This is a genomic window from Terrirubrum flagellatum (assembly GCF_022059845.1).
GTDB classification, from domain to species: Bacteria; Pseudomonadota; Alphaproteobacteria; order Rhizobiales; family Beijerinckiaceae; genus Terrirubrum; species Terrirubrum flagellatum.
This window is the reverse complement of the sequence record NZ_CP091851.1, coordinates 2657318-2683045: the sequence shown is the minus strand read 5'-3', so window position 1 is coordinate 2683045 and position 25728 is coordinate 2657318. Positions and strand designations below refer to the sequence as shown.

The 25728-nt window shown below is 63.6% G+C and carries 24 protein-coding genes; 11 read left to right on the top strand and 13 right to left on the bottom strand.

From position 1 onward, the window contains the following. Positions 1 to 6 precede the first annotated feature (6 nt). The 4 genes from L8F45_RS13035 to pyrF all read right to left on the bottom strand — a co-directional run bounded on the left by L8F45_RS13035 (position 7) and on the right by pyrF (position 3493). Positions 7 to 801 (bottom strand): nucleoside phosphorylase, encoded by a 795-nt coding sequence (locus L8F45_RS13035; RefSeq protein ID WP_342363291.1) that lies wholly within the window; start codon positions 799 to 801, stop codon positions 7 to 9. Then, complete coding sequence (locus L8F45_RS13030; protein WP_342363290.1) at positions 798 to 1568, bottom strand: ABC transporter permease; 771 nt, start codon at positions 1566 to 1568, stop codon at positions 798 to 800. The genes L8F45_RS13035 and L8F45_RS13030 overlap by 4 nt, the downstream gene beginning before the upstream one ends. Then, positions 1565 to 2296 (bottom strand): ABC transporter ATP-binding protein, encoded by a 732-nt coding sequence (locus L8F45_RS13025; protein WP_342363289.1) that lies wholly within the window; start codon positions 2294 to 2296, stop codon positions 1565 to 1567. Before L8F45_RS13025 ends, L8F45_RS13030 begins: the two co-directional genes overlap by 4 nt. A gap of 216 nt (positions 2297 to 2512) precedes the next feature. Then, complete coding sequence (gene pyrF / locus L8F45_RS13020) at positions 2513 to 3493, bottom strand: orotidine-5'-phosphate decarboxylase (RefSeq protein WP_342363288.1); 981 nt, start codon at positions 3491 to 3493, stop codon at positions 2513 to 2515. Positions 3494 to 3679: 186 nt separating this feature from the next. Here pyrF and L8F45_RS13015 point away from each other — a divergent pair, with 186 nt between their 5' ends. The 9 genes from L8F45_RS13015 (at position 3680) to L8F45_RS12975 (ending at position 14177) form a co-directional block, all read left to right on the top strand. Beyond that, positions 3680 to 4612 (top strand): helix-turn-helix domain-containing protein, encoded by a 933-nt coding sequence (locus L8F45_RS13015; RefSeq protein ID WP_342363287.1) that lies wholly within the window; start codon positions 3680 to 3682, stop codon positions 4610 to 4612. A 514-nt stretch (positions 4613 to 5126) separates the two neighbouring features. Further along, positions 5127 to 7505 carry a TonB-dependent receptor gene (locus L8F45_RS13010; RefSeq protein ID WP_342363286.1) on the top strand — a complete coding sequence of 793 codons (2379 nt, stop codon included), beginning with the start codon at positions 5127 to 5129 and terminating at the stop codon, positions 7503 to 7505. Between the two features lie 9 nt (positions 7506 to 7514). Continuing rightward, positions 7515 to 8198: a Fe2+-dependent dioxygenase gene (locus tag L8F45_RS13005; protein ID WP_342363285.1), complete on the top strand. Its 684-nt coding sequence runs from the start codon at positions 7515 to 7517 to the stop codon at positions 8196 to 8198. Next, complete coding sequence (exbB, locus tag L8F45_RS13000; RefSeq protein WP_425330003.1) at positions 8183 to 8983, top strand: tonB-system energizer ExbB; 801 nt, start codon at positions 8183 to 8185, stop codon at positions 8981 to 8983. The genes L8F45_RS13005 and exbB overlap by 16 nt, the downstream gene beginning before the upstream one ends. Positions 8984 to 8987: 4 nt before the next feature. Next, entirely contained in the window at positions 8988 to 9491 is a 504-nt protein-coding gene (gene exbD / locus L8F45_RS12995; protein WP_342363283.1) for a TonB system transport protein ExbD, read from the top strand. Between the two features lie 155 nt (positions 9492 to 9646). Beyond that, the gene (locus tag L8F45_RS12990; RefSeq protein WP_342363282.1) at positions 9647 to 10450 is read left to right on the top strand and encodes an energy transducer TonB; all 804 of its coding nucleotides are present in this window, start codon (positions 9647 to 9649) and stop codon (positions 10448 to 10450) included. 25 nt (positions 10451 to 10475) lie between these two features. Then, the gene (locus L8F45_RS12985) at positions 10476 to 11570 is read left to right on the top strand and encodes an alpha-hydroxy acid oxidase (RefSeq protein WP_342363281.1); all 1095 of its coding nucleotides are present in this window, start codon (positions 10476 to 10478) and stop codon (positions 11568 to 11570) included. A 224-nt stretch (positions 11571 to 11794) separates the two neighbouring features. Next, a complete protein-coding gene (locus L8F45_RS12980; protein ID WP_342363280.1) occupies positions 11795 to 12250 on the top strand; it encodes an MgtC/SapB family protein in 456 nt (151 codons plus the stop codon). A gap of 481 nt (positions 12251 to 12731) precedes the next feature. After that, positions 12732 to 14177, top strand: a complete 1446-nt coding sequence (locus L8F45_RS12975) for an MASE4 domain-containing protein (protein ID WP_342363279.1) — start codon at positions 12732 to 12734, stop codon at positions 14175 to 14177. A gap of 23 nt (positions 14178 to 14200) precedes the next feature. On the opposite strand, the gene L8F45_RS12970 is transcribed toward L8F45_RS12975, so the two are convergent. Both L8F45_RS12970 and L8F45_RS12965 read right to left on the bottom strand, forming a co-directional pair. After that, the gene (locus L8F45_RS12970; protein WP_342363278.1) at positions 14201 to 16759 is read right to left on the bottom strand and encodes a chemotaxis protein CheW; all 2559 of its coding nucleotides are present in this window, start codon (positions 16757 to 16759) and stop codon (positions 14201 to 14203) included. 212 nt (positions 16760 to 16971) lie between these two features. Beyond that, on the bottom strand, positions 16972 to 17235 hold the full coding sequence (locus tag L8F45_RS12965) for a hypothetical protein (RefSeq protein ID WP_342363277.1): 264 nt from the start codon (positions 17233 to 17235) through the stop codon (positions 16972 to 16974). Positions 17236 to 17328: 93 nt separating this feature from the next. Between L8F45_RS12965 and L8F45_RS12960 the strand changes: the two genes are divergently transcribed. Next, positions 17329 to 17547, top strand: a complete 219-nt coding sequence (locus tag L8F45_RS12960; RefSeq protein ID WP_342363276.1) for a hypothetical protein — start codon at positions 17329 to 17331, stop codon at positions 17545 to 17547. 13 nt (positions 17548 to 17560) lie between these two features. Here the strand turns inward: L8F45_RS12960 and L8F45_RS12955 are convergent, their stop codons facing one another. From L8F45_RS12955 to L8F45_RS12930, 6 genes are all read right to left on the bottom strand, one after another. Continuing rightward, positions 17561 to 17788, bottom strand: a complete 228-nt coding sequence (locus tag L8F45_RS12955) for a formate dehydrogenase subunit delta (protein WP_342363275.1) — start codon at positions 17786 to 17788, stop codon at positions 17561 to 17563. Continuing rightward, positions 17781 to 18596 carry a formate dehydrogenase accessory sulfurtransferase FdhD gene (gene fdhD / locus L8F45_RS12950; RefSeq protein ID WP_342363274.1) on the bottom strand — a complete coding sequence of 272 codons (816 nt, stop codon included), beginning with the start codon at positions 18594 to 18596 and terminating at the stop codon, positions 17781 to 17783. Before fdhD ends, L8F45_RS12955 begins: the two co-directional genes overlap by 8 nt. Positions 18597 to 18603: 7 nt before the next feature. Then, the gene (gene fdhF, locus L8F45_RS12945; protein WP_342363273.1) at positions 18604 to 21456 is read right to left on the bottom strand and encodes a formate dehydrogenase subunit alpha; all 2853 of its coding nucleotides are present in this window, start codon (positions 21454 to 21456) and stop codon (positions 18604 to 18606) included. Between the two features lie 10 nt (positions 21457 to 21466). Then, complete coding sequence (locus L8F45_RS12940; protein ID WP_342363272.1) at positions 21467 to 23038, bottom strand: formate dehydrogenase beta subunit; 1572 nt, start codon at positions 23036 to 23038, stop codon at positions 21467 to 21469. 1 nt (position 23039) lies between these two features. Continuing rightward, a complete protein-coding gene (locus tag L8F45_RS12935) occupies positions 23040 to 23510 on the bottom strand; it encodes a formate dehydrogenase subunit gamma (RefSeq protein WP_342363271.1) in 471 nt (156 codons plus the stop codon). A 96-nt stretch (positions 23511 to 23606) separates the two neighbouring features. Further along, positions 23607 to 24533, bottom strand: a complete 927-nt coding sequence (locus tag L8F45_RS12930) for a LysR family transcriptional regulator (RefSeq protein ID WP_342363270.1) — start codon at positions 24531 to 24533, stop codon at positions 23607 to 23609. A gap of 185 nt (positions 24534 to 24718) precedes the next feature. Between L8F45_RS12930 and L8F45_RS12925 the strand changes: the two genes are divergently transcribed. Continuing rightward, positions 24719 to 25165, top strand: coding sequence for a CAP domain-containing protein (locus L8F45_RS12925; RefSeq protein WP_342363269.1), 447 nt, complete (start codon positions 24719 to 24721; stop codon positions 25163 to 25165). A gap of 6 nt (positions 25166 to 25171) precedes the next feature. Here the strand turns inward: L8F45_RS12925 and L8F45_RS12920 are convergent, their stop codons facing one another. Further along, positions 25172 to 25705, bottom strand: a complete 534-nt coding sequence (locus L8F45_RS12920) for a gamma carbonic anhydrase family protein (RefSeq protein WP_342363268.1) — start codon at positions 25703 to 25705, stop codon at positions 25172 to 25174. Positions 25706 to 25728: the final 23 nt, after the last annotated feature.

Below are 25728 nucleotides of genomic sequence, written 5' to 3'. Positions count from 1 at the left end.
TAAAATTCAGTTCGAACCAAGAAGCGCTGCGGCTGTCGCCGCGAGGCGGATGAGATTGGCTTGAGTCTCTTCGTAATCTTCAAGCCACTCGTCGGTGGCGCGATTGCCATGGACGGCGAGCACTGCGCCGGCGCGCAATCCCAGCGCTTTCGCCACAGCGAAGACTGTCTGCGCCTCCATGTCGAGGCCGCAGACGCCTTGCGCCGCGAGCCGCGACACGATGTCAGGCGTTGGAGATGGCCTCCCGTCGGGACGCGCCGACCGGCCCTGACCCCAGTAATAGCTGTCGGTCGTATGAACGCGGCCGCGGCGATGGGCGAAGCCGAGCGTCCGCGCCGCTTCTTCCAGCGCGTCAACCACATCGGCGCTCGCATTGACCGCGCCCGTCGCGCCATAGATCGCTGCGGCGCCCGTCGCGCCCTCGGCCTGATCGACGATCAGGAATCCGCCAAGCGGCAAATCGGCTTGCAACGCGCCCATGCCCCCGACGCGAATGACCGAGGTCACGTCGAGATTGGCGAGTTCGACGACGGCGATCTCCGCGGAGGGGCCGCCGACACCGGTTGAACACACGCCGACGGGAGAGCCTCTCCAGTCGCCGCGCACGGCGTGGAATTCACGCCGCCGGCCGAAATCGCGCGCATTGTCGAGCAACGCGGCGGCGAGCGTCACGCGATCGGGATCGCCGGGCAGCAGAACGCAGGACGGCATATCGCCGGGGCCGCAGGGCAGATGCGTCGGGCGGCCATTCAGCCAGGGAAACGCCGCCGATCGCTTGTTGTCGCGCATGTTCTGACTCATGGCGCGTCCCGCCAGGCGAGCAACCGCTTTTCGATCGTTTCGACGATCTGATAGACGGCGACTCCGATCAGCGCGGTCAGCACAACCGCGCCGAACAGCAGCGGCGTCTTGTAGGTCGCGGACGCGAAGGTCATGAGATAGCCGAGCCCCTGCTTGCCCGACATCCATTCCGCGAGGATGGCGCCGACCACCGCCTGCACCGCGCCAATGCGCAAGCCCACAAATATCTCCGGTAGTCCAGCGCGCAGTTCGATGCGCCACAGCCGTTGCCAGAGATTGAGCTTGAGCAATCGCGCGAGATCGCCAAGCCGGCTGTCGAGCGAGCGCAGGCCGACCATGGTTCCGATCAGCACGGGGAAGAACACCAGCGAGATGATGAGCGCGATCTTCGAGGCGAGGCCGAGCCCGAACCAGATCACGAACAGCGGCGCGAGCGCGATCTTCGGCGCCGTCTGCAGGAAGAGGATTGGCCCGCCCAGAATCTTTTCCAGCCGCGGCGATTTCGCCAGCGTTGCGCCGCTGGTGACGCCAAGCAGCGCGCCCGCGACATAGCCGAGCATGAGATTTTTCAGCGTGTAGAGAAGATGCTGCGCGAGCTCGCCGCTTTGCATCGATTGAATCAGCGCCGCGCCGACGTCGAGCGGCGCAGGCAGGAGATAGGCCGGCGCATCGGAGAGCCTGACATAGAGGTCCCAGGCGATTGCAATCGCAGCGAACGCCGCGAGCAGTTCGAGCGGTCGGCGCCAGAGTGAGGACGCAGCCGTCATTTCAGATCGCGCCTGAGATCGGCCATCAGTTGATGGAAGGCCGGATCGAGCTTCGTCTGTTCGCCGCGCGGACGCTTAAGCGGCACGTCATAGATGCGCTTGATCGTTCCCGGCCGCGGCGACATCACAACGACGCGGTCGGAGAGATAGGCGGCCTCCTCGACGCTGTGCGTGACGAACAGGATCGTTTTCGTCGTCGCCGTCCAGATCGCGAGAAGCTCGTCGTTGAGCCGGTCGCGCGTCAAGAGATCGAGCGCGCCAAACGGCTCGTCCATGAGCAGCAACGGCGGATCGTAGGAGAGGGCGCGCGCGATCGAGACGCGCTGGCGCATGCCGCCAGACAGCGCGCGCGGAAGCGCCTTTTCGAATCCCTGCAATCCCACGAGCGCGAGCAGCTTTTGCGCGGTCGCGTCGGCGTCTGCGCGCGCGACGCCAGAGACGTCGAGCGGAAATCGCACATTCTCCTGTGCGGTGAGCCAGGGCAGCAACACCGCGTCCTGGAACACGAAGCCGGCGCGCTGGCTTGCCGCGCTGTCGATCTCGATCGCGCCTTCGCTCGCGGTTTCGAGGCCGGCGATGATGCGCAGCAGCGTTGATTTTCCGCAGCCGGATGGGCCGATGATGCTGACGAATTCGCCGCGCGCGACATCGAGATCGACCGGCCGCAACGCCTCTACGCGCGCGCCGCGGGTGGAAAAATGCTTCGCGACGCCTCTGGCGCGGATCATCGAGCGATCATGCGGGGATATCAATCTTCTGGTCCAAAGCTTATCATGACGGTATGAGCGATGCGCCCACGCGATCAAGCTCCGTCATCACGTTCCCAAACCAATACCCGACGGTCGCGCGTTGTCCAAGCGTGCGATATTGAGTTAAAAGTCTCTTCGCGAGTGACGAAGCAAGGACGGGCGCGTGGCTGCAAAATCAGAACCGGCATTCTAAAGTCAAGCAGCAACCGGAGGCGTCGCTGTCGACGCCAGGATATGCGGTTGACCGTCCGCCACTGCTTGTCTGAAGCCATCAAGACGTTCGACGATAATTTTCCGATAGGCGCTGATCGAAATACTGCGATCCTCCACCCGCGTTAATCCACGCGATACGGGGACCAGCACATCGCCGGGACGGGAGCCTCTGAGTGAACGAATGGTTGCTGGATCGCCCCCTTGAGCGCCGAGGCCCGGCGCGAGAATGATTGATCTTGGAAGCAATTGTCGCAGGAGGCGGCCTCCCTGGGGTATTGTTGCTCCTACGACCGCGCCAATCGGACTCAAGCGATCCGACAATTCCGTCTTCATGGCGAAGCTGCCGATCAACTCTGCGACCCAGTCCGAAATCGATCGATTTCCCGCCATGCGATCCTGGAGCCAGGATGCGTCCGGATTTGAAGTGCGACATATCACCAGCAATCCTTTGCCATAGCGCCGGACGCACTCGACGAACGGTTCCAGAGAATCCGGCCCCATGAGCGGATTCACCGTGAGGCAATCGGTCTCGAAATCACCGCTTCCGCCAGCATGGGCGGGGGTCAAATAGGCGCGAGCGTATGCTGATGCAGTCGGATCGATATCCGCTCTCTTGGCGTCGAAAATCACGCCAATCCCCGCAGCGCGCGCCCGCCTCATTCCCGCCGAGAGAGCCGCCAATCCAGGAATTCCGCACGCCTCAAAGTAAGCGGATTGGAATTTTATAAATCCAACATGGCCTTCGATCGTATCGAGCAGGAACTGGACATAACGCTCGATCCACGCGCCGCCGTTGTCTTCTTCGAAGAACGACGGAATATCGGGAAGAAAAGGGTCGATTCCGGCGACGAGGCAGCCATGTCGCGCCGTGTTGCCTTCGACGATATCGATCCATGGCCTCGATTCCATAGACTCCCCACCCCCAATGCTCAGCCGCTCGAGAGCCACAGCCTTCGCCTCCATGGCGCGGCGTCGCCTGGCGATCTTCAAGGCGCGGTCAGTCCGCTCGCCGACTCGATTGTCTCAGTATTTAGATTGGTCTCCATAAATAGTCAAACTCGAAATTTGTGCGGTTCTGGCGACGGCTTGACAAAATCGTGAGCAAACAGAAATGCCCTGTGCGGAAACAATCAGCCGCGAGAGGGCCCGATGAGTGTCAGCTTCGAGGAGATCGGGCAGCGCTTGAAAGCCTATCGAATGGGAAAGGGCGCTTCTGCGGAAGAGGTCGCGAAGAAAATCGGGATTTCGCGGGCGGCCGTCTATCGGATTGAAAACGGCGAGATGGTCAAGATCGAGACTCTGGAGAGGCTCGCTCAGGTCCTGGAAACGTCGATCGCCTCGCTTCTTGGCGTAGGCGTCGAGTATTACTCAAGCGCAATCAGCTATTTCGAACGCATGCGCCAGATCGAAGAGCAGTCTGAGCAAGTTGTCGCGCATTTCCCACCCATGTCGTATTTGCTGACGACCGAAAAGTATCCTTTCTACTTGAAAAAGGTGCTGCTCGAGGCATTGCCTCAGGATCGTGCTGACGGCGGCGGAGCCGGGTCGGAAATTGATCAAGTCATCACGACGCTCAATGAACGCAAAACAGCGCGCGATCGCAGGCGTCTCAGCGTTGTAAATTTTGTTACGGTTCCGGAGATTGAACGCTGGCTGAAACTCGGCGTCGTTGGCAGATTCGATCTGCCTGACCATGAACTGTTGAGCCGTCGCCTGGCCGCGCGCGAAGAGGTTGAACATTTGGCGGCGCTGATAGAAAGCGAACCGATGGGCGTCCAAATCGCGCTTATAGAAGAAACCCTGCCGAACGTCGCTTTCCAGCTTTTTCGAACTTCCGGACGCACAACGCTTGGCCTGAGCCCATTCCGGCTGGGAGGCGAACTGCCGAACATTCGGACGGGCGTGGCGATGCTGACTTCGGATGAAGAGCCGGTCCGATTGTATGAACGGTTTGCCGATGATCTTTGGCGCCGCGCGCGCAAAGGCAGCGAAGCTGCGGCGCTTGTCCGCTCTGTCCTCAGCCGCTCAGGCGCGGTCTCTCAAAGCAAAGCAATTCCACGGCAGCGGGGGACTCGTTCCTGAGAAGAAGGAAGGTCGCTTTGTGGAGCTCGTTCGCTGTTTCGGCTGATCGGAGCGGCATCAATCTCGAATGCGGCGTTGATCTTCCCTGAGAGCGACATGCGTGGCCGCGGTTGGGCGCGACGCCAAGCCTTTGGCGGAGAGCATCAAAAGTCGACTGATAGAGAGGGGCGTGTCGCGTTGGGCGTTCGGCGTGGCTTTCGGCATGGCGATGGCTTCAAGGCGCCGGTTTAACGATGACAGGTGGTGGCTAGCGCGTAGCAGCGTTGCAACATCTGACGGAAATAGCGCGCAACTTTGGGGAATCATGCGGTGAGCGCATGCGCCTATCGCGCCGTAATCTTGACAGGTTTGGTCAGGATTGCGAGGAGGCGACTGTTCCATAGCAAGGCAGCCTGCAGCCACCCAGCGTCTGGAACGCATGGGCGACGCGACCTGAAGGTCGCGACAAGGGGCTGCGAGCATGACCACAAGCAAGATTCCGGCGTCGTTACGGGGCGTGAGCCCGAAGCGGCCAATGCACACATTCGAACCCAAGGCGCCGGCTGCGACGACGGCGGTCGGTCTTGGAGTGCTGACCGCCGCCTGCATCGCGACGGCGGCGCCGGTTGGTGAGGCCAAGGCGCAGTCGACGCAGCTTCCCGCGGTGACGGTCGAAGCGCCGGCGGAGCAGCGCAAGCCGAAGCCGGTGCGCGTCCGGCAGGCGAAGCCTCGGCCTGCCCAATCTGCGCGTCCGCGCGTGGCGCGGCCGGCGCCGGCGGCCGTTCCCGCACAGTCCGCCGCGGCCGGGATCGGCGGAACGGGCGGTCCGGGCTCCAATCCCAACGCCGATCCCGCCGCGCCCTACAAGGTCAACCGCTCCGCGTCGCAGAAGCTGACGCAGCCGCTGCTCGACACGCCGCGCACCATCACGACCATTCCGAAGGAAGTGATCTCCGACAAGGGCGCGACCTCGTTCCGCGAACTGATGCGCACGACGCCCGGCGTCACGCTCGGCACCGGCGAAGGCGGCAACGCCTATGGCGATCGCGTATTCATTCGCGGCTTTGACGCGCGCAACGACTTCTATGTCGACGGCGTGCGCGACGCGGGCGTGAACATCCGCGAGAATTTCAACACCGAGCAGGTCGAAATCCTGAAAGGTCCGGCGGGCGTCATCGGCGGCCGCGGCACCAGCGGCGGCGCGATTAATGTCGTGACCAAGCAGGCGGGTTTCGACAGCTTCTATAATATCTCGACGACAGTCGGCACCGACATGACGCGCCGCGTCACCGCCGACATCAATCAGGCTCTCACAGATCAACTCGCCATCCGCGGCAACGTGATGTGGCAGAAGGCCGACGTCGCCGGCCGCGATTATGTGCATGATGATCGCTGGGGCGGCGCGCTCGCCGCGACCTACCGGCCGAGCGACAGCTTCAAGCTGACGCTGTCTTATTCGCACACCGACATTGATCAGCTTCCCGACTGGGGCGTGCCGTTCAATTCGGCGACCTTGCGGCCATGGACGGAATCCGGCCTCAACCGCAACAATTATTACGGCATGCCCAATCGCGATTTCCAGAAGGCGAAACAGGACATCGCCTCGGCGAAGGCGGAATGGAACATCAACGAATTCGCCACGCTGACGAACACCACGCGCTACAGCAATTCGCTGCTCGACTATGTCGCGGGCGCGCCCGGTACGCCTGTCGTGACCAATCCGAATCCCGCGCTCTGGACGGTGCCATCGACAGCGAAAAGCCGCTATCAGACCGAAGCGACCTACGCCAACCAGACCGACCTGACGCTGAAATTCGCCACCGCCGGCGTCGGCCACACCATGGTCATCGGCACGGAGTTCAGCCGTGAAAAGCTGATGCGCGACACATACCAATCGCTCGCGACGGAAGCGAACGTGCCTGGCGCGATCCCGGGCACGACGCTCAATCTCTGGAATCCAAATCCCGCGTCCATTCCCTGGACTGGGACATTCATCCGCACCGGCCGCCCGACGACGGTGACGGTCGATACCAAGAGCGTCTATGCGCTCGACACGCTGAATTTTCAGGAGAAGCTGTTCGTCACCGGAGGCGTGCGTTTCGATCGCTATGAGATCGGCGCGTCCTCTGTCGGCGCCAACAACGTCATCACCAATCTCGGCCGCACCGACAACATCTTCAACTGGAATCTTGGCGTCACCTATAAGGTCCTGCCTTACGCCGCGGTCTATGCCGCCTATGGCACGTCCTCGAATCCGACGGGATCGGAGCTCGACGGCGGCGCGGCCGACTATGGCGCGCTGACCGCAGCGAACGCGACGCTTGGGCCGGAAAAGAACAAGTCCTACGAAATTGGCACGAAATGGGAGCTGTTTGATCGTCATCTTCTGGCGACCGCGGCGCTGTTCCGGAATGAAAAGGACAATGCGCGCGAGACCGTCGGAGCGAATGTGCAGGCGACAGGCGCCTACCGCGTCGACGGCGTCGAGTTCAGCGTCGCCGGCAAGATCACCGATCGCTGGAGCGTTTTTGGCGGCGCGGTGTTCATGAAGACTGACGTGACGAAGTCGGCGATCGCGGCGAATGTAGGCCAGAAACTCGCGAACATCGCACACCAATCGTTCAACATCCTGACGAAGTACGACATCACGGACGCTCTGACGCTTGGCGGCGGCGCGACCTATATCAGCCAGCAATATGGCGGCACGCTTGCGGCCAACAGCAACATTCTGCCGGGCGGATGGCGCTTCGATCTTCTGGCCGAATACAAGCTGACGAAGAACGTGTCGGCGAAAGTGCAGGTCAACAACGTCTTCGACAAGCTGTTGTATGACGGCTTCTACCGCAGCGCTGTGCCTTACGTTTACGTCGCGCCCGGCCGCGTCGCCTATTTCAGCGTCAACTTCAAATATTGAGGGACCTGCATGCTGCTCTGCATTCCCGACGTCCTGACACCAGAAGAAGTCGCTCAATGTCGCAAGGCGATGAGCGAAGCGGAGTGGCAGGACGGCCGTGCGACGGCAGGGCCGCAGGCGGCGGCGGTCAAGAAGAATTACCAGCTTCCACTTGAGTCGCCCGTATCGAAGAAGCTCGGCGAGCTTGTGCTCGCCGCCGTCAGTCGCAGCCCGCTTTTCATGTCGGCGGCGCTGCCGCTGCGCATCCTGCCGCCGATGTTCAATCATTACGGCGAAGGGCAGACGTTCGGCGTGCATGTGGATGGCGCAATCCGAACGTCCGTCTTCACCGGCGAGCGCCTTCGCACCGATCTATCCGCTACACTCTTCCTGTCGGAGCCGGAAGAGTATGATGGCGGCGATCTTTCGATTGAAACGCTTTACGGTGCGAACGAGGTCAAGCTTCCGGCCGGACATCTCGTTCTCTATCCCTCGACAAGCCTGCATTGCGTGACGCCGGTCACACGCGGCATGCGCGTCGCCTCGATCTTCTGGGTGCAGAGCATGATCCGCGACGAGGGACAGCGTACGATCCTGTTCGATCTTGATCGAACCGTGCAGGAATTGCAGGCGGAGCGCGGCGCTGACGATGAAGCGACTGTGCGCCTCGCCGGCGTCTATCACAATCTGATCAGACAATGGGCCGAAACATGACGCGCTCTAAAAACATGAGCCGCGCGCTGATCGCCGCCGCCGCGTTCATTGGGATCGCCGCATCGCCTGCGTTCGCCGCGGGTCCCGTGCCGCAGGACCTCTCTCCGGTTGCGATGTTCATGTCCGCCGACTGGGTGGTGAAAGGCGTGATGATCGGGCTCGCCTTCGCCTCGGTCGTGACGTGGACAGTGTGGATCGCCAAGACGATCGAGCTTAGCGCCGGCGTTCGGCGCATGCGCGCAGCGGCTTCGCTTCTGTCGTCTCGCGCGACGCTTGCGGAGGCGGCGCAGTCGCTCACGAAAGGCCATCGCGTCGCGCGCGCGATGGTCGAGGCGGCGGTGGAGGAATGGCGGATGTCGGCGCAGGGCGAGTCGACCGCCGGCCTTAAGGAGCGCGTCGCTTCGCGCCTGTCGCGCATCGAAGCGCGGGCGGCGCGCGATATCGCGCGCGGCACCGGCGTTCTCGCGACGATTGGCTCCACCGCGCCGTTCGTCGGCCTGTTCGGCACAGTCTGGGGCATCATGAACAGCTTCATCGGCATTTCGAAGTCGCAGACGACCAATCTCGCGGTCGTTGCGCCCGGCATCGCCGAAGCCTTGCTCGCCACCGCCATCGGCCTCGTCGCGGCGATCCCGGCGGTGATCGTCTACAACCATTTCAGCCGCGGCGTCGCAGGATATCGCGCTCTCGTCGCCGACGCGTCGGCCGCGGTCGAGCGTCTGGTGTCTCGCGATCTCGATCGCAGCGGCGGCGAGCTCACGTCGTTCTCTCGCGCGGCGGAATAAGCAGATGGCCGGGCGCGTCCGGGACAGCGACGAACTCGTCGAGAACAGCGAGATCAACGTCACGCCGTTCATCGACGTGATGCTGGTGCTGCTGATCATCTTCATGGTTGCAGCGCCGCTCTCGACGGTCGACGCGCCGGTCGAATTGCCAGTCTCGACCGCGAAACCGCAACCGCGGCCTGAAAAGCCGGTGTTTCTCACGCTCAAATCCGATCTCACCATTCTCGTCGGCGAGAAGGAGACAAGCTTCGAGCGGCTTGCGTCCGCGATCGATATCGAGACGCGCGCTGATCGCGAGCAGCGTCTGTTCGTGCGCGGCGACCAGACCGTGCCTTACGGCGAAATCGTGCGGCTGATGAACATGCTGCGCGAAGCCGGCTATATCAAGATCGCGCTCGTTGGCCTCGATGGCGGCGGGTCGAAACTGTCGCCCACTCCCGCGCCGAGCGCCTCTACAGCGCCCGCGCAAGGCGCATCGCCGCCAGCGGCGAGCGCGCCGTCGCCATGATCTCGCGGGCCAGCGCAGCCGCGGCGCCGCCAGAGCATGGCGCGAAAAAGTGGGAACCGGTTTTTCCGGGACGAACGGAACGTTCGCCCTGCGAAAGCCATGCTCTAAACTTTTGGAATCGATCACGTTCCCGCATTTTGATTGATTCAATCAAAATGCGGCGTGATCTAATGCTCTGGGTCGGCGCTGCGGTCGCCGCCGCCGCGCTGCATGCGGGCGTCGCCACGGTCGCCTTCTATCGTTTCGATTCCGATCTGCCTCCTTCGATGGAGGATGTCGGCGCGCCCGTCGTCTTTGAGTTCGACGCGCTGCCCGTCGCGCCGGAGACCGAACAGCCCGACATGCAGCAGGCGGAAGCCGCGGAGGCCGCGACGCCTGTTGAAGAAATTCAGGAGAAACTGTCGGCGAAGAAAGTGGACGATCTGCCGCCAGCGCCAGCCGCGCAGGTTGAGGCGCCGCCTGATCTTCAGCTCGCTCAGGAGAAGACGCTGAAGCAGGACGAGAAAGCCGTCGACGACAAGCAGACCACCGAGGCGATGGAGGCCAAGGAGGTCGAGCAGGCCGCGCCCAGCGCTGCGGCGCAGGCGGCAACCGAAAGCGCGCCTGCGGCCGTGGCCCAGGACGATCGCGCCGCCGCGCCATCCGAAGGCAGCGTCGCAGAGGCGGTCGTGCTGCCGGCCTCATGGCAGCGCTCCGTGATCGCCCATCTCGGCCGCAACAAGCGCTATCCGCCCGCGGCGCGGTCGAAGCATGTGGAGGGAGACGTGGTGTTGCGCTTCACGCTCGATCGGGCAGGGCGCATCAAGAAGGCGGCGCTCGAGAAGAAGTCCGGCGCGACCGTGCTTGACGAGGAGGCGTTGTCGATGCTCGAACGCGCGCAGCCTTTCCCGTCACTTCCTGCGAATGTGCGCGCGGTCGAGGTCGAACTCGTGGTGCCGGTCAATTACAAGCTCAAGTGACTTCCTGCCGCGCTCCGGCGCATCGATGCGGCGCCCGCCGCCTCTCGCGCGCATTCCGCGCGAAGTCGCCTGTCTGACCGATTACGAGCCGCTGGCGCGCGAGCGTCTCGACGACAACGCCTGGGCCTATCTCGCGGGGACCGCGGCCGATGGCGTCACGCACGCCGCCAATCGCGCCGCGTTCGACGCGCTGACGCTGAATTCGCGCGTGCTGCGCGAGATGTCAGGCGGATCGACCGAGACCGAGTTTCTCGGGATGAAGCTCAGGCATCCGGTCATGGTCGCGCCGGTCGCCTATCAGAAACTCTATCATCCCGATGGCGAGCGGGCGACGGCGATGGCGGCCGGCGCGCTCGACGCGCCGATGATTGTCTCGACGCAGACCTCGACTCCCATCGAAGAGGTCGCGGTCGCGGCGGAAGGTTCGCCGCTGATGTTCCAGCTCTACTGGCAGGCGGATCGTGGCGCCACGCGGGCGCTGATCGAGCGCGTGGAAGCCGCTGGCGTGCGCGCCATTGTTCCCACAGCCGATGCGCCGATCAGCGGGATACGCAACGCCGAGCAGCGCGCCGGCTTTCATCTGCCTGCGGGCATTGCTCCTGTCATGCTCGGCCAATGGCCGCCGGCGCAAAAGCCGCTTTCCGGCCATCCGATTTTTGACGGGCTGCTCGGACATGCGCCGACATGGCGCGATATCGAATGGCTGCTCGGAACGACGAAACTTCCCGTTATTCTGAAAGGCGTGCTCTCGCCTGACGATGCGCGGCGCGCCGCGGACATCGGTTGCGCATCGGTTGTGGTGTCGAACCATGGCGGACGCACGATCGATTCGCTGCCGCCTTCGATCACGGCGCTGCCGCGCGTCGTGGATGCGGTCGGCGATCGCATGCCTGTTCTGCTCGACAGCGGGATCAGGCGAGGGACGGACATTCTGAAAGCGCTGGCGCTGGGGGCGCGGGCCGTGCTCGTCGGCCGGCCGCTGATGTATGCGTTGGCGGCCGCCGGACCGCTTGGCGTCGGTCACGCCATCAAGGTGCTGGTCGAGGAACTGGCTGTCGCCGTGGCGCTCACGGGTCATGCGCGCATCACCGACATCGGCCCGGAAGCGATCTTTCGATAGGGCGCGCCGCCGATAATTCCTCGGCGCTTCAGCGATGACTTCAATCTCGGCTATTCGGCAGTCGGGCTACGCGCGTCGACGAAACTGAAAGGCCCGCCCTGGATTGCTCCGAGCGGGTGCGGCGCTCTCGGTCTCCCCCGCGAACGCGCCACGGTCATCCGCAATTGCTCCGCCGCTGCCGTCGAGGCTATCGTCGCGCGTCGCGGAAAACTAACTCGACAATTATGGAAACTCAATCAATCGCTTTCGTCGACGACGCCTGGCGGCTGATCCTGGCGGTCGTTTTCGGAGCGGCGCTGGGGCTCAACCGCGACCTTCACGGCAAGCCCACGGGCGTCCGAACGCTGGGTCTGGTCTCGTTGGGATCGGCGTTGGCGACGCTTGCGGTGGCGCGCAGCGATCCGCCGGGAGCGAGCCGCGTGGTCCAGGGGATCGTCACCGGCATTGGATTCCTTGGCGCCGGCGTCATCATCCGGACGCGGCTCGAGGGCGAAGTTCGCGGCCTCACCACGGCGGCGTGCGTCTGGCTGACGGCCTGCCTGGGCGCGGCTTGCGCGCTCGCTGACTGGCGTCTGCTGACGCTCGGCGTCGCTCTGGCGCTGGTGATCCTGGCGCTGGGCGGCCCTTTCGAAAGGTTGGTCCATCGCTGGCGGGGCGGCGCCGGCGATCAAGAACTGTAGCTGTGGATTCCGGGTCGCGACGCGCCGACGCGCAACCGATCGGCAGGCGCTATTTTGTCCGCATAAGATATATTTCATATATAATTCAATGTCTTATATGGGAAGAGAGTCGGCGGAAGGCTTGCCTCTTTGCGGCCGTCGCGCCGGCGGCGCAGCCAGGTAGCGTAAATCGGCAAATCAGCGCATGCTGCGCCGAGTCGTGAATTATTCACGACGCTGCGACGTTTGACTGGCTATTTGCCGCCGGATCGCTTTGATCCGGAAGCGCGACGGAGGGGCTGCGGAGCTTGGCGATGAGAGGCCAGCGACGGTGACAGGCGACCGACCGATCGTTCTGTCCATGCTCCCGATAGGGCCGCTTCAGCGGCGTGTCGCGTTGACGGTTGGGATCGCATGCCTCGCGGCGTTCGCCGTCGCTGCTCCTTTTGCTCGCGTTCCGCTGACGCCTCTTCCCGCCTTCATCCCGATTTATGAATCCATCATGGTCGTGAACGACCTGATCACGGCCGTCCTGCTGTTTGGCCAGTTCAGGATCGCCCGTTCGCGCGCTCTTTTGATTGTCGGTTGCGGTTATCTCTTCACGGCTTTGATGTGCGCTGTGCATGCGATGACGTTTCCCGGCTTGTTTGCCGAGACAGGTCTCCTCGGCGCGGGGCGGCAGACCACAGCCTGGCTCTACATGTTCTGGCATGCAGGGTTTCCGCTTGCGGTCGTCGGCTATGCGCTTCTGATCGGGCGGCCGCATGATCGCGCGCGCAGTGAAGCGCATGAAATCGCACTTGGGATCGCTGCAGTGATAGCGCTCACTGTGGCGTCGACAGTTCTCGCGACAGCAGGCGAATCGCTTCTGCCGTCGATCATGCTGCAGAACCGCTATGCGCCCGCGCAGCTCTTTATTGTTGGCGTCGTTTGGCTCTTGTGCGGCGTCGCGCTCGTGACGCTGTGGCGTCGCCGCGAGCGTTCGACACTTGATCTCTGGCTGATGGTGGTGCTCGTCGCATGGCTTTGCGACGTGGCGCTGAGCGCGCTTCTCAACGCCGGGCGCTTCGATCTCGGCTTCTATTCCGGGCGCATTCTTGGCCTTCTCGCGTCAAGCTTCGTGCTGATGGTGCTCCTGCTTGAGGTCCGCGCGCTCTATGTTCGCCTCGCCCTGTCGCTTGCGGCGGAGAACCGCGAACGCGAGCGCCGGCTCGTCGAGATGCGCGCGACGCTCAGTCATATTTCGCGCCTCAGCGAGATCGGACAGATGGCGTCGGCGCTGGTGCATGAGATCAACCAGCCGGTCACCGCGATCGCCAACTATATCGACGCCGGTCGTCGCATGATCGCAATGGGATCGTCGTCCGATCTGCCGCCGCTCTTCGAGAAGACCTCTGCGCAGGCGCGACGCGCGACCGAACTTTTGCGGCGCTTCCGCGATTTCGGCAGGAAGGGCGAGATCATCGAGCGCGAGGAGGATTTGCGGAACGCGATTGTAGAAATCGCGCAGCTTGCGCTCGTCGGGCCATTGAAGCGCGATGCGATGCTGGAGTTGCAGATTCGTCCTGACGCTTCGCGGGTGGTCGTCGACAAGATCCAGATTCAGCAGGTGTTGCTCAACCTCATCCGCAACGCGGCCGAAGCGATGGCGGACGCGCCCGAGCGACGCATCGTTATCGCCGCGGAGCGCGCTGGCGAGGATCGGGTCGAAATCAGCGTCGCAGACACCGGCCCCGGTCTTCCCGTCAGTGTGCGCGAGAAGCTGTTCCAGCCTTTCGTCACCACCAAAGAGACGGGAATGGGCGTTGGGCTTTCGATCTGCCAGGGGATTATCGAAGCCCATGGCGGCGTGATCTCCGCCGCTGACCGGCCGGGAGGAGGCGCCGTCTTCCGCTTTACGGTGCCGCGGGCGGAGTCAGAGATCGAAGACGCCGGAGCCGCAGCGTAGAAGCTGCTTTCGGCCGCTAACTGCTATTCCGCCGCTTGAAGATCGACTGGCCGCGCCGTTGCTTCGCCGCATAGCCTGTTGACGTCGAGCATCAGCAGCAGCCCGGTTTCGGCTCCGCCGCGCTGCTGGCTGCGCACCACGCCGGTCGCAGGCACGTCATTCTTCCAGGCGAGCGGCGCGATCTCTGATGGCGCGATGTGCGGGATATCGCCGAGCGAATCCACGAGAAGACCAAGCGGGCCGTCATTCGTCTTCACAATGACGATCTGAGGCTCGTCTTCGTCATGGCGCTGTTGCGACACGCCGATGGCGTGCGCGAGATCGAGCACAGGGATCGGCGCCTGGCGATGGAGCTTGTAGCCGACAAGCGGGCCTGAACCCGTCTGTCCCGCAGCCGTGACGCCTGTGGCGTCGACAGCTTCGATCACATCGCGCGCTGGCACGCCGAGCCAATGCCCCCGCGCATGGAAGGTCGCGACCTCGATCGTTTCGACGCCAACGCCGCGCGGCCTCGTGGCGTTCGTGCGGGATGCAAGCGAAACAGAACGCGACGCCTTGGCCTGCGCCGCTACGCTCAAGGGAACAACGCATACCGAAACGACATCGCAGACATATCCGTCGCTCAGCTTGTATTCGCGATAGCCCCCCGACATCACAGCGCCGATCGCGCAGTGCTGGCCATCGAGAGTCGCGATGCGAGAGACGCTTTCGCCCGATCGCAACTGGCTGAAATCGACGCCGAGTTCAGCAGTGGAGCCGATCGGATAGCGCGCATCGGTCGATGCGATGACCTCGCCGGCGCGGTCGACAAAGAGCGCGACGCTGCCGGGAAGGGGCGCTCCGGCCTCGTTTCGCGGCAGGGCTTCTTCGAGCATGGCGGAAAATTGCGGCGTTGAGTCGAAGACGATTGCGATGCCGCCGACGCGTTGCGCTTTCGCCGGATGCTGCACGGCGGCGGCGTAGATATAGGTCGCGCCGCCGCCGTAGAGATCGGAGGGCTCGAAATCGGAAACGACATAGTCTTGCGTCGAGTGCAGCGCGAGCGTGCGCGACGCCCATCCCGCATCGATGATCCGGCCGACATGATGGGTCTCCGACGGCTGCGATACCGCGGTGATTTTGCCCGTCGCGTCGAACAGCAGGAGATTGGTGTAGACGGTGTAGAGGCCGTTGATGGTCGAGAGCACCTCGGCGCTCGCCGCGCTTCTTTCGCGCGCAGGGTCGGCGAGCGCGCGGCGGAATGTGGCGTCGAGCGCCCACCAGCGACAGTCATTGGCGCGCTCGTAGAGATTGCGATCCATGACGTCGATCGCGAAAGCGGCGCGTGCGCGCACGTTCTGCAGCAGCGCAGCGATGACGGTTTGCTGAAGATCGGCGATGGCCTGATCGAAGATCGCCTGCGTTCTGGCGCCGGCGCTCGACGTCTCCCACAGCAGCGCTTTCGAGAAATCGGCGTTGGCTTCGGTCGTCTCCGCGAGCCGCACCGACCCGTTCCAGACGGATCGGCTGAGATTGCGCTGGATCTGCGCCGCCTGCTGCGGCACTGCGCGCAGAGCGTCAGGAAACAGTTTCGAATGACGCAGGATGTCGCCGAGGAGTTCAGCGTCAAGGGTCGCGGCGGCGCCCGCATCCTCATTGAAAGCGTGCTCGATCGGCGCGAGAGCGAGCCCCGTCCAGCCGGGTCCCATATAGCCCTGATAGCCGACGCTGCGGCAAGCGACGGCGAGATATTGGCGGCCGCCAAAGCGCGCCAACTCGCCATTCGCGCGACAGATCGCGGGCGGAAGCGCAAATCCGACAGGAAGCTGAATCGGGCAAGAGCTCGCGATCACGCGGCTGTCGGATCCGACGCATGCGAGAACGGTCCAGTCATCGGCCGGGATCAGCTTGCTGAAGACGCCATCCATTTCGTCATCGAGGCGGAAGACAAGCGCGAGCGCCCCAAGCGGGCGTCCGCTGCGCGACGCCACCCTGAAAGCGTAGAGCAGATGATTTCCTGCGGCGAGAAAGTCCGCCTCGCCGAAATATTCGACATAGGCCGCCGATGTCGTCAGCGCTTCATTCACAAGCGGATGCCTGGTCTCTTCGGCGTTGTGAGGACGAAGCCGCGCGCGAATACGGCTGGCCTTGTCCATCAGCACGATGTCGGAATAGACCGAATATTTCGCCACATATTCGCGGAAGCGGGCTTCGAGCGCTGTGCGATTCGCGTCCTCTTCCGCAGCTTCCAGAAACTCGCGCACTTCGGTGTCGGCGGCGAGAAAGCCGATATCGGCGGTGCGCTCGAACAGGTTGCGCGTGAGAACGTCGATTCCGTTCTGCGCTTTGGTTCTGAGCGCTGCGAACGCCTTCTTGCGAGTTTCAATGCCGAGCTGATTGAGCAGATCGCCGGTCAGCCGCTCGAACGCTTCCCGCGTCTTCGACATCTCGGCAGCGCCGCTGGAGAGTTGCCCGAGCAGCGTGAGCGTATCCCAGCCGATTCTGAGGCCGGCGAGGACTTCGCGATATCCTTCGATGCTGTGCATGTGGCGAACGAGCCCCGCGAGGGCGGCGTCGATCTCGATGCCCTTATGCGACGTCACTTGCTTCTCCGGCTGCGCGGTGTTGGCGCCGACGGAGCGCTGCCCGCGCAATTCGAACGGCGCGTCGAAAATTAGGCCGGGGCCGTTAAATTTTGCTTTGTTTTCAAAGGGAAGCCGAGAGTGGCGCGCTCAAAAAAGCGCCAACCCTGCTCAAAAAAGATGCGGGCGAAATGGCCTCGCAGACAGCGACGCCGCTTTCACCCGGTTTTTCGTTAGCGGTTTCCGCCTGCCGCAGACCGCTCGTTCGCTGCGAGCGACAATCCGCTGCGGCCTCGATGCTCGACGGCCGAAGTCTCGGCGGCGCGAATATGACGGAAGCTTGATCCGCGCGCTTCCCGCAGACGATTGCGCGTTTCCACCTCGTCGTCGGGAATTTCGCTGACAGGTGAATAGGTTTCCGCCGGCTTGTATGGTTTGCGCGGCAACGGCGCCTCCTGGATTCCGATGAACAGAGACGCAACGATCGGGCGCTTCATGCGTTCCGAAGAAAAGGCGCGACGCGTGCGCGCAGCGGTTTGTCCAGATTGACCGGGCGAACGGTCTTTTCGCGCCGGGATGAGGAATGCGCCATGGCGCCGGCGCTGCCATTTGTGATTTCCGTCGCGGTCGCGGCCGGCAATATCTTCTACGCCGGGAACACGAGCATTCTGGCGGCCATCGTGCTGCTGCTCGTCGGCCTCGCGATTTCGATCGCGCTTGCGGTCTCCATGCGTAACGCCGGCCTCGACCGACGAAAGAGCGTCAGCCCCGAGGCGGAGACGAGGAGCGAGATCGAGCGTTCGCCGTAAACGGAGCCGCCGCTTACTTCTTCAAACCGGTCGCCGCCTTGGCGACAAGCGCGTCGACGCCATCGCCGCCCGCCGCGAGGTGATTCAGGAATGCGGCGCGCATCTTCGTCGTCCAGAACCTCGCGATATGCTCGCGCACGCCTTCGACGGCGGTCTGTTCCGGATAAGATTTGAAGAATGCGCCGATCTGATTCCCCATGCGCACCAGCTTCTCGATGTTTTCGCCGCCGGTTTCAGTCATGCGCAGGCTCCATGGCGCGCTCGGGCGAGCGGAGGAATTCGGTCGCCCCGTCCTTGCGGGCGATGGCGATGAGATCGACCCCGAGCTCCTTCGCGCGGTGAATGGCGAGAGACGTGGGAGCCGAGACGGCGACGAGAAGCGAAGCGCCGAATGCCGCCGTTTTCTCTACCATCTCGAATGAGCATCGGCTGGTGATGAGGATAAATCCGTCTTCCGGCGAATGGCCGCCGCGCATCAACGCGCCAATCAGCTTGTCGAGCGCATTGTGGCGGCCGACATCCTCGCGCGTTGCGACATGGCGTCCCTGCAGGTCGAACCAGCCGGCCGCATGCACGGCCCGCGTCGCGTCGTTGAGCGGCTGATGGGCCTCGATCGTTGCAACGGCGCGCGCGATCGCTCCGGTCTCCACGGCGACCGCGCTCGCCACCGGCTTCGCCTCGGGAATGGAGTCGAGATCCTGGACGCCGCAGACGCCGCATCCCGTGCGCCCGCTGAGGCTGCGCTGCCGTGAGAGATGCTGGCTGAAGACGCCGGGCGCGAGCGTGACCATCGCCTTCAACCCGCGCGGATGCTCCTCGAACGCGACGTCGCGAACGTCAGACGCGGCCGTGATGATTCCCTCTGTCAGGCTGAAGCCGACGACGAAGTCCTCAAGATTCTGCGGCGTCGCCATCATCACGGCGTAGGGTACGCCGCCATAGATGATGTTGACGGGATGCTCGACCGGAACGGCGCGCGCGCCTGCTCGCGTCTCTCCCGAGGAGAAGGAGACGTAGCGGGCAGGGGCCGTTTCGACCGGCTCGATCATCGCATGATCACTCCGCCGCGATGGCGATCCGGCGCAACTCGACATCTTCGCGGTCGTTCTGCTCCTGCCAGCCGGAATAGGTGTTCGTCCGGCGCACCTGCACCGCGGTCACCTTGTATTCCGGACAGTTGGTCGCCCAATCCGAATAATCCGTCGTCACGACGTTCGCGCCGGTCTTGGCGTGATGGAACGTCGTATAGACGATGCCCGGCTGCATCCGGTCCGACACCTCGGCGCGCAGCGAGATTTCGCCGGAGCGGCTTTGCAGCGCGACGAGATCGCCCGTCTTGATGCCGCGATTTTCGGCGTCGAACGGATGGAGCTCGAGGATGTCCTCCTCGTGCCAGACGGAGTTCGCGGTGCGCCGCGTCTGCGCGCCGACATTGTACTGCGACAGGATGCGGCCCGTCGTCAGGATCAGCGGGAAGCGCGCGCCAGTGCGCTCTTCGGTCGGCACGTATTCGGTCAGCATGAACTTGCCGAGGCCGCGCACGAAGCGATCGATATGCATGATCGGCGTGCCCGTCGGCGCCTTGTCGTTGCACGGCCACTGGATCGAGCCGAGCTCATCGATCCTGTCGTAGCTCACGCCGGTGAAGGTCGGCGTCAGCCGCGCGATCTCATCCATGATCTCGCTGGGATGATTGTATTCCATGGGATAGCCGAGCGCGCGCGAGAGTTCGGCGGTCGCCGCCCATTCCTCCTTGCCCGACATCGGCTCCATCACCTTGCGCACGCGGCTGATCCGACGCTCGGCGTTGGTGAAAGTGCCGTCCTTCTCGAGGAAGGAGGAGCCGGGCAGGAAGACATGCGCGTATTTCGCGGTCTCGTTCAGGAAGATGTCCTGAATGACGATGCATTCCATCGCCTTGAGGCCGGCCGTAACATGCTTGGTGTCGGGATCGGACTGGGCGATGTCTTCGCCCTGGACATAGAGGCCCTTGAAGCCGCCGCCGACCGCCTCATCGAGCATGTTCGGAATGCGCAGGCCCTGCTCGTTCGAGAGCGGCACGCCCCACATCGTCTCGAACATCTGCCGCGTCGCATCGTCGCTGACATGGCGATAGCCGGAGAATTCGTGCGGGAACGAACCCATGTCGCAGGAGCCCTGCACATTGTTCTGTCCGCGCAACGGATTCACGCCGACGCCGTCGCGGCCGATATTGCCGGTCGCCATGGCGAGATTGGCCATCGCCATCACCATGGTCGAGCCCTGGCTGTGTTCGGTGACGCCAAGGCCATAATAGATCGCGCCATTGCCGCCGGTCGCGTAGAGCCGCGCCGCTTTGCGGACTTCGGTCGCGGGAACGCCAGTATACTGCTCCATCGCTTCGGGTGAGTTGCGCTCCTCCGCGACGAAGCGCGCCCACATCTCGAAATCGACGAGATCGCAGCGCTCGCGCACGAAAGATTCGTTGATGAGCCCTTCGGTCACGACGACATGGGCGAGCGAATTCATCAGCGCCACGTTCGTGCCGGGCGTCAGCGCCAGATGATGCTCCGCCTTGATGTGCGGCGACTTCACCATGTCGATGCGGCGGGGATCGGCGACGATCAGCTTCGCGCCTTCGCGCAGGCGCTTCTTCATGCGCGAGGCGAACACGGGATGGCCATCGGTCGGATTGGCGCCGATGACGAGGATCACATCGGCCTTGGCGACGGAGCGGAAATCCTGCGTGCCGGCCGAGGTGCCGAACGTCTTGCTGAGGCCATAGCCGGTCGGCGAATGGCACACGCGGGCGCATGTGTCGACATTGTTGTTGCCGAAGGCGGCGCGCACCATCTTCTGCACGAGGAAGACTTCTTCGTTGGTGCAGCGCGACGAGGTGATGCCGCCGATCGACTCGCGGCCATATTTCGCCTGGATGCGCTTGAACTCGTTCGCAGCGTGATTAATCGCCTCGTCCCATGACACTTCGCGCCAGGGGTCGGTGATTTTCTCGCGGATCATCGGCTTGGTGATGCGATCCTTGTGCGTGGCGTAGCCCCAGGCGAAGCGACCCTTCACGCAGGAGTGGCCCTCATTCGCCTTGCCGTCCTTGTAAGGAACCATGCGGACGATGCGATCGCCCTGCATCTCAGCCTTGAACGAGCAGCCGACGCCGCAATAGGCGCAGGTGGTGACCTTGGAATGATCGGGCTGGCCGTGATCAATGATGGTCTTTTCCGTCAGGGTCGCTGTCGGGCAGGCCTGCACGCAGGCGCCGCAGGACACGCAATCGGATTCGAGGAAATCGACGCCAGCGGCCGAGACGCGCGAGTCGAAGCCGCGGCCGGCGATCGTCAATGCGAAGGTGCCTTGCACCTCTTCGCAGGCGCGCACGCAGCGATTGCAGACGATGCACTTCGCGGGATCATAGGTGAAATAGGGATTGCTCTCGTCGACTGGCAGCGCGAGCGGCGAATCCTTTTCGAAATGGTTCGCGACCTCATCGCCATAGCGCACATCGCGCAGGCCGACGGCGCCCGCCATGTCCTGCAACTCGCAATCACCGTTGGCGGCGCAGGTGAGGCAGTCGAGCGGATGATCGGAGATATAGAGCTCCATCACGCCCTTGCGCATGCGCGCCAGCTTGTCGGTCTGCGTGTGAACGACCATCCCGTTCTCGGCGGGCGTCGTGCAGGAAGCGGGCGTTCCGCGCCGTCCCTCGATCTCGACAAGGCACATGCGGCACGAGCCGAACGGCTCCAGCATGTCGGTCGCGCAGAGCTTCGGGATTTTCGTGCCCATAGTCATGGCGGCGGCCATGACGGAGGTTCCTGCCGGCACCGTGACGGCGACGCCGTCGATGCTCAGCGTCACCGTCTGCTCGGAGACGCGGATCGGCGTGCCGTAGTCGAGTTCCCTAATGAGGCTCACGATGTCCTCCTCATTCCGCCGCGATCGCGACGGACGGCCGCGCGCGCGTATTGAAATCTTCGGGGAAATTGTCGATCGCGCTCATTACGGGCACGGGCGTCAGCCCGCCCATGGCGCAGAGCGAGCCGTCGGTCATGATCTCGCAGAGGTCGCGCACGAGGCCGAGATTCTTTTCGGGCTGAACACCGGAGATAACGCGATCCATCGTCTCGACGCCGCGCGTCGCGCCGATGCGACAGGGCGTGCATTTGCCGCAGGATTCGGCGGCGCAGAATTCAAAGGCGAAACGCGCCTGCTTCGCCAGATCGACCGTGTCGTCGAACACGACGATTCCGCCATGGCCGAGCAGGCCCTTCTTCGCGGCGAAGGCTTCGTAATCCAGCGGCGTGTCGAACAGCTTGTCGGGGAAGTAGGCGCCAAGCGGCCCGCCAACCTGCGCCGCGCGCACGGGACGGCCGCTCCATGTTCCACCGCCGAATTCTTCGATCACCTCGCGGAGCGAGATCCCGAACGCGAGCTCGATCAGCCCGCCGCGCTTGACGTTGCCGGCGAGCTGGATCGGCAGCGTGCCGAGCGAGCGGCCCATGCCGTAATCGGCATAGGCCTTGCCGCCATGGCTGAGAATCCACGGGATCGCCGCGAACGACATCACATTGTTGACGAGCGTCGGCTTGCCGAAGAGTCCTTTGAGCGCGGGGATCGGCGGCTTCGCGCGCACCACGCCGCGCTTGCCTTCGAGGCTTTCCAGCAGCGACGTCTCTTCGCCGCAGATATAGGCGCCGGCGCCGAGCCTGACTTCGATGTCGAACGGCTTGCCGGAATTCATCACCGAGGCGCCGAGCACGCCTCTGCGTCGCGCCACGACAAGCGCGCGGTTGAGCGCCTCGAAAGCCTGCGGATATTCCGAGCGGAGATAGATGTAGCCCTTGGTCGCGCCGGTCGCGAGCCCGGCGATCGTCATGCCTTCGATCAGCGTGAAGGGATCGCCTTCCATCAGCATGCGATCGGCGAAGGTGCCGGAATCGCCTTCGTCGGCATTGCACACGACATATTTGCGATCGGCCTCGGCCTTGCGCACCGTGTCCCACTTGATCCAGGCGGGGAAACCGGCGCCGCCGCGCCCGCGCAGCCCCGACGCTTTCACTTCATCGACAATCCCTGGCGCATCGAGCGTCAACGCCTTGTCGAGGCCGGCCATGCCGCCATAGGCGCGATAATCATCGAGAGAGAAGGGATCGATGATTCCGCAGCGCGCGAAGGTCAGCCGCTGCTGCTTCGCGAGCCACGGAATCTCTTCGGGCTTGCCGAGGCGCAGCTTGTGCGCGCCGCCCTTGAGGAAGTCGCTCGCGAACAAACTTTCAACGTCGCTCGCCGCGACGGGACCATAGGCGATACGGCCTTCGCCGGTTTCGACCTCAACCATCGGCTCGAGCCAGAGAAGTCCGCGCGATCCGTTGCGCACGATCTCGATCGCAGCGCCGCTCTTTTCCGCAACCGTCTCGATTTTCGCTGCGACGTCATCGGCGCCCATGGCGAGCGCAGCCATGTCGCGCGGGACGTAGATTTTCGTGACGTCGGCCATGTCAGTGACTCCGGCCGAGCGCGGCGCGCAGTTTGCCGACATCAAGCGCGCCAACAGGCTTGCCGTCGATCAGAGCGGCAGGACCGCATGTGCAGAGGCCGAGACAGAACACAGGCTCGATGGTCACTTCGCCATCGGCGGTCGTCTCATGCCAGTCGACATTCAGTTCGCGCTTGATGTCAGCATGGAGCGCGTCGGCGCCGACGGACTGACAGGCTTCGGCGCGGCAGAGCTTGACCACATGGCGGCCGGCGGGCTGGCGACGGAAATCGTGATAGAAAGTCAGGCAGCCATGGATTTCGGCGCGGGAGAGGTTCAACGCATCAGCGATCATCGGCACGGCGGCATCGGGCACATGGCCAAACGCTTCCTGCATCGCGTGCATGATCGGGAGCGTGGCTCCCTCAAGCGCCGCATGTTCAGCGATGATCTGGGACGCCCGCTCAGCGTTCCACGGTTCGTACGCCGTCATCGAGTTCCGCCCAACTTGTTTTTATTCTAAGGTAGGGTGGGCTATCGAATTGTTCAAATCAATCAAGCATATCCGTCGGGCGACAAAAATTTTTTGTTAAGTCGTCTCCTGTGATGGAACGGGATGTTCGCCGACCGCCCAGACCGCCGCCGCCTGTTTCGCGATGCCCACCAGGGCCGACACCGTGGCGCTCATGATATCGCGGTGCGGGATAACCAGCCCGACCGTGTGAGCGATGTCAGGGTCGACGATCGGGATAGAGCGAACCAGCGAGGTGAGGCCCAGTGTCTCCGCCAGCACTGCCGGCATGATGCTGGCCCATTTGCCGGTCCGGACATGGCTCATCAGCACGATCATCGAGTTGGATTCGAGCGTCGGCGCCGGCTCATGGCCGCTCATCCGGAGCTGGTGATCGATGATGCGTCGGTTCTGCATGTTGGGCGTGAGAAGACAGAGCGGCGCGCGTCCAAGCTCCTCCCAGGCGACCTCGGCGCGGTCGCCGAAAACGCCTTCCGCCGCGGTCAGGAGTCGATAGCGCTCGCGATAGAGCGGGATTGTCGTGACCCGCCCGACTGGTTCGTTCTCGAGATAGGTCAGGCCGGCGTCGATCTTCAGATTCTCAAGCAGATCAAGGATGTCGGTCGAGGTTGTTGATTCAATGGTGAAGCGCACATTGGGGTGCGCGTCGCGATAGGGGGTTGTCAGGCCGGCGACCATGGGCAGCGCCGTCGGGATCGCGGCGATGCGCAGATGGCCGGAAACGCCTTTGCGGAAATTGGCGACATCCTCATGCATCGCCCGCATGTCGCCGACGATGCGGCGCGCCCATTGCAGCACCCGCTCGCCTTCCGGCGTAAACCCCTGAAAGCGCGAGCCGCGCTGCACCAGCAGAACGCCGAACCGCTCCTCGAGCTGTTTGATGGCGGCCGAGAAAGTCTGCTGGCTCACGCCGCAGGATTCTGCGGCGCGGCTGAAATGCTGCTCCCTTGCGAGGGCGAGAAGGAACTCGAATCTGTCACTCATTTGCTGCGTTGCAACATCGCCTGCTTGTTGGGGCACTGTCGAACGCGCCGGCGGGATCAGCAAGTCCGCAATCGAAAGCCGCAGGCGGGCGCACGGACCCGACGAACTTCACGCGGATTTGACGAGGAATTAAGGGGCAGGGGGCACTTTCGGCTCCAGATTGAAGGAGCCGGACTCGTCCGCCAATGCGACTGATCAAGCCAGCCCTCGTCATCCTCTGCGCCGCTCTGCTCGCCGGCTGCGCCTCGCCGCGCCGGTCCGTCACGGTCATCGATAAACCGGTGAACGTCGCCCAGGCGGCCAAGCTGGTCAGCCTCTATCGCGCGTCACGCGGCCTTGGTCCCGTCAAACCTGATCCACAGATAACGGCCGCGGCCGCAACGCAGGCCCGCGTCGTCGCGCGCGACGGCGAACTCTCCCATGGCGATTTCTCCGGCCGCATTTCCGCCTATCGCGTCGACGCCGCGGCGGAGAATCTCGGCATGGGGCCGACGACGCTCGAAGGCGCGATCGCATTGTGGAAGGCGTCGCCGGCGCATAACGCGAATCTTCTGTCGCCGACGATGACGCGCATCGGCGTCGCCCGCGCCGACAGCGACGCGCCATTCTGGACGATGGTGCTGGCGAAATAACGCTGATCAGACGGCGGCGGCTTCCGCCGCATAGGCATCGGCGATGGCGCGATAATGCCGCGGGCCGTTCTCGATCATGCGAAGCTCGGTCGCGCCGAGCTTGCGCATTGGCTTCGCGGGTCGTCCGGCCCACAGCCATCCCGCGCCGATGCGTTTGCCCGGCGTCACCAGACTTCCCGCGGCGACGAGCGCGCCGGTTTCGATCACGGCGCCGTCAAGCACCGTCGCGCTCATGCCGATGAAGGAGCCTGACTGAATCTCGCAACCATGGATCATGGCGAGATGGCCGATCAGCACATCATCGCCGATGTGCGTGCCTCCGGGATCGTCGCCCACATGCAGCACCGAATTGTCCTGGACGTTCGATCCCTTGCCGATGCGGATCGGACCGACATCGGCGCGAATGACGACGCCGAACCAGATCGACGCGCCGTCTTCGATCTTGACATCGCCGATGATCGTCGCCGTCGGCGCAATAAAGGCGTTCGCGGCGATGCGCGGACGCTTTCCGCGGAAGGGAAGGATCGTGGGACTCGCCATGCGACTGGAGTCGCCGGCGCCGG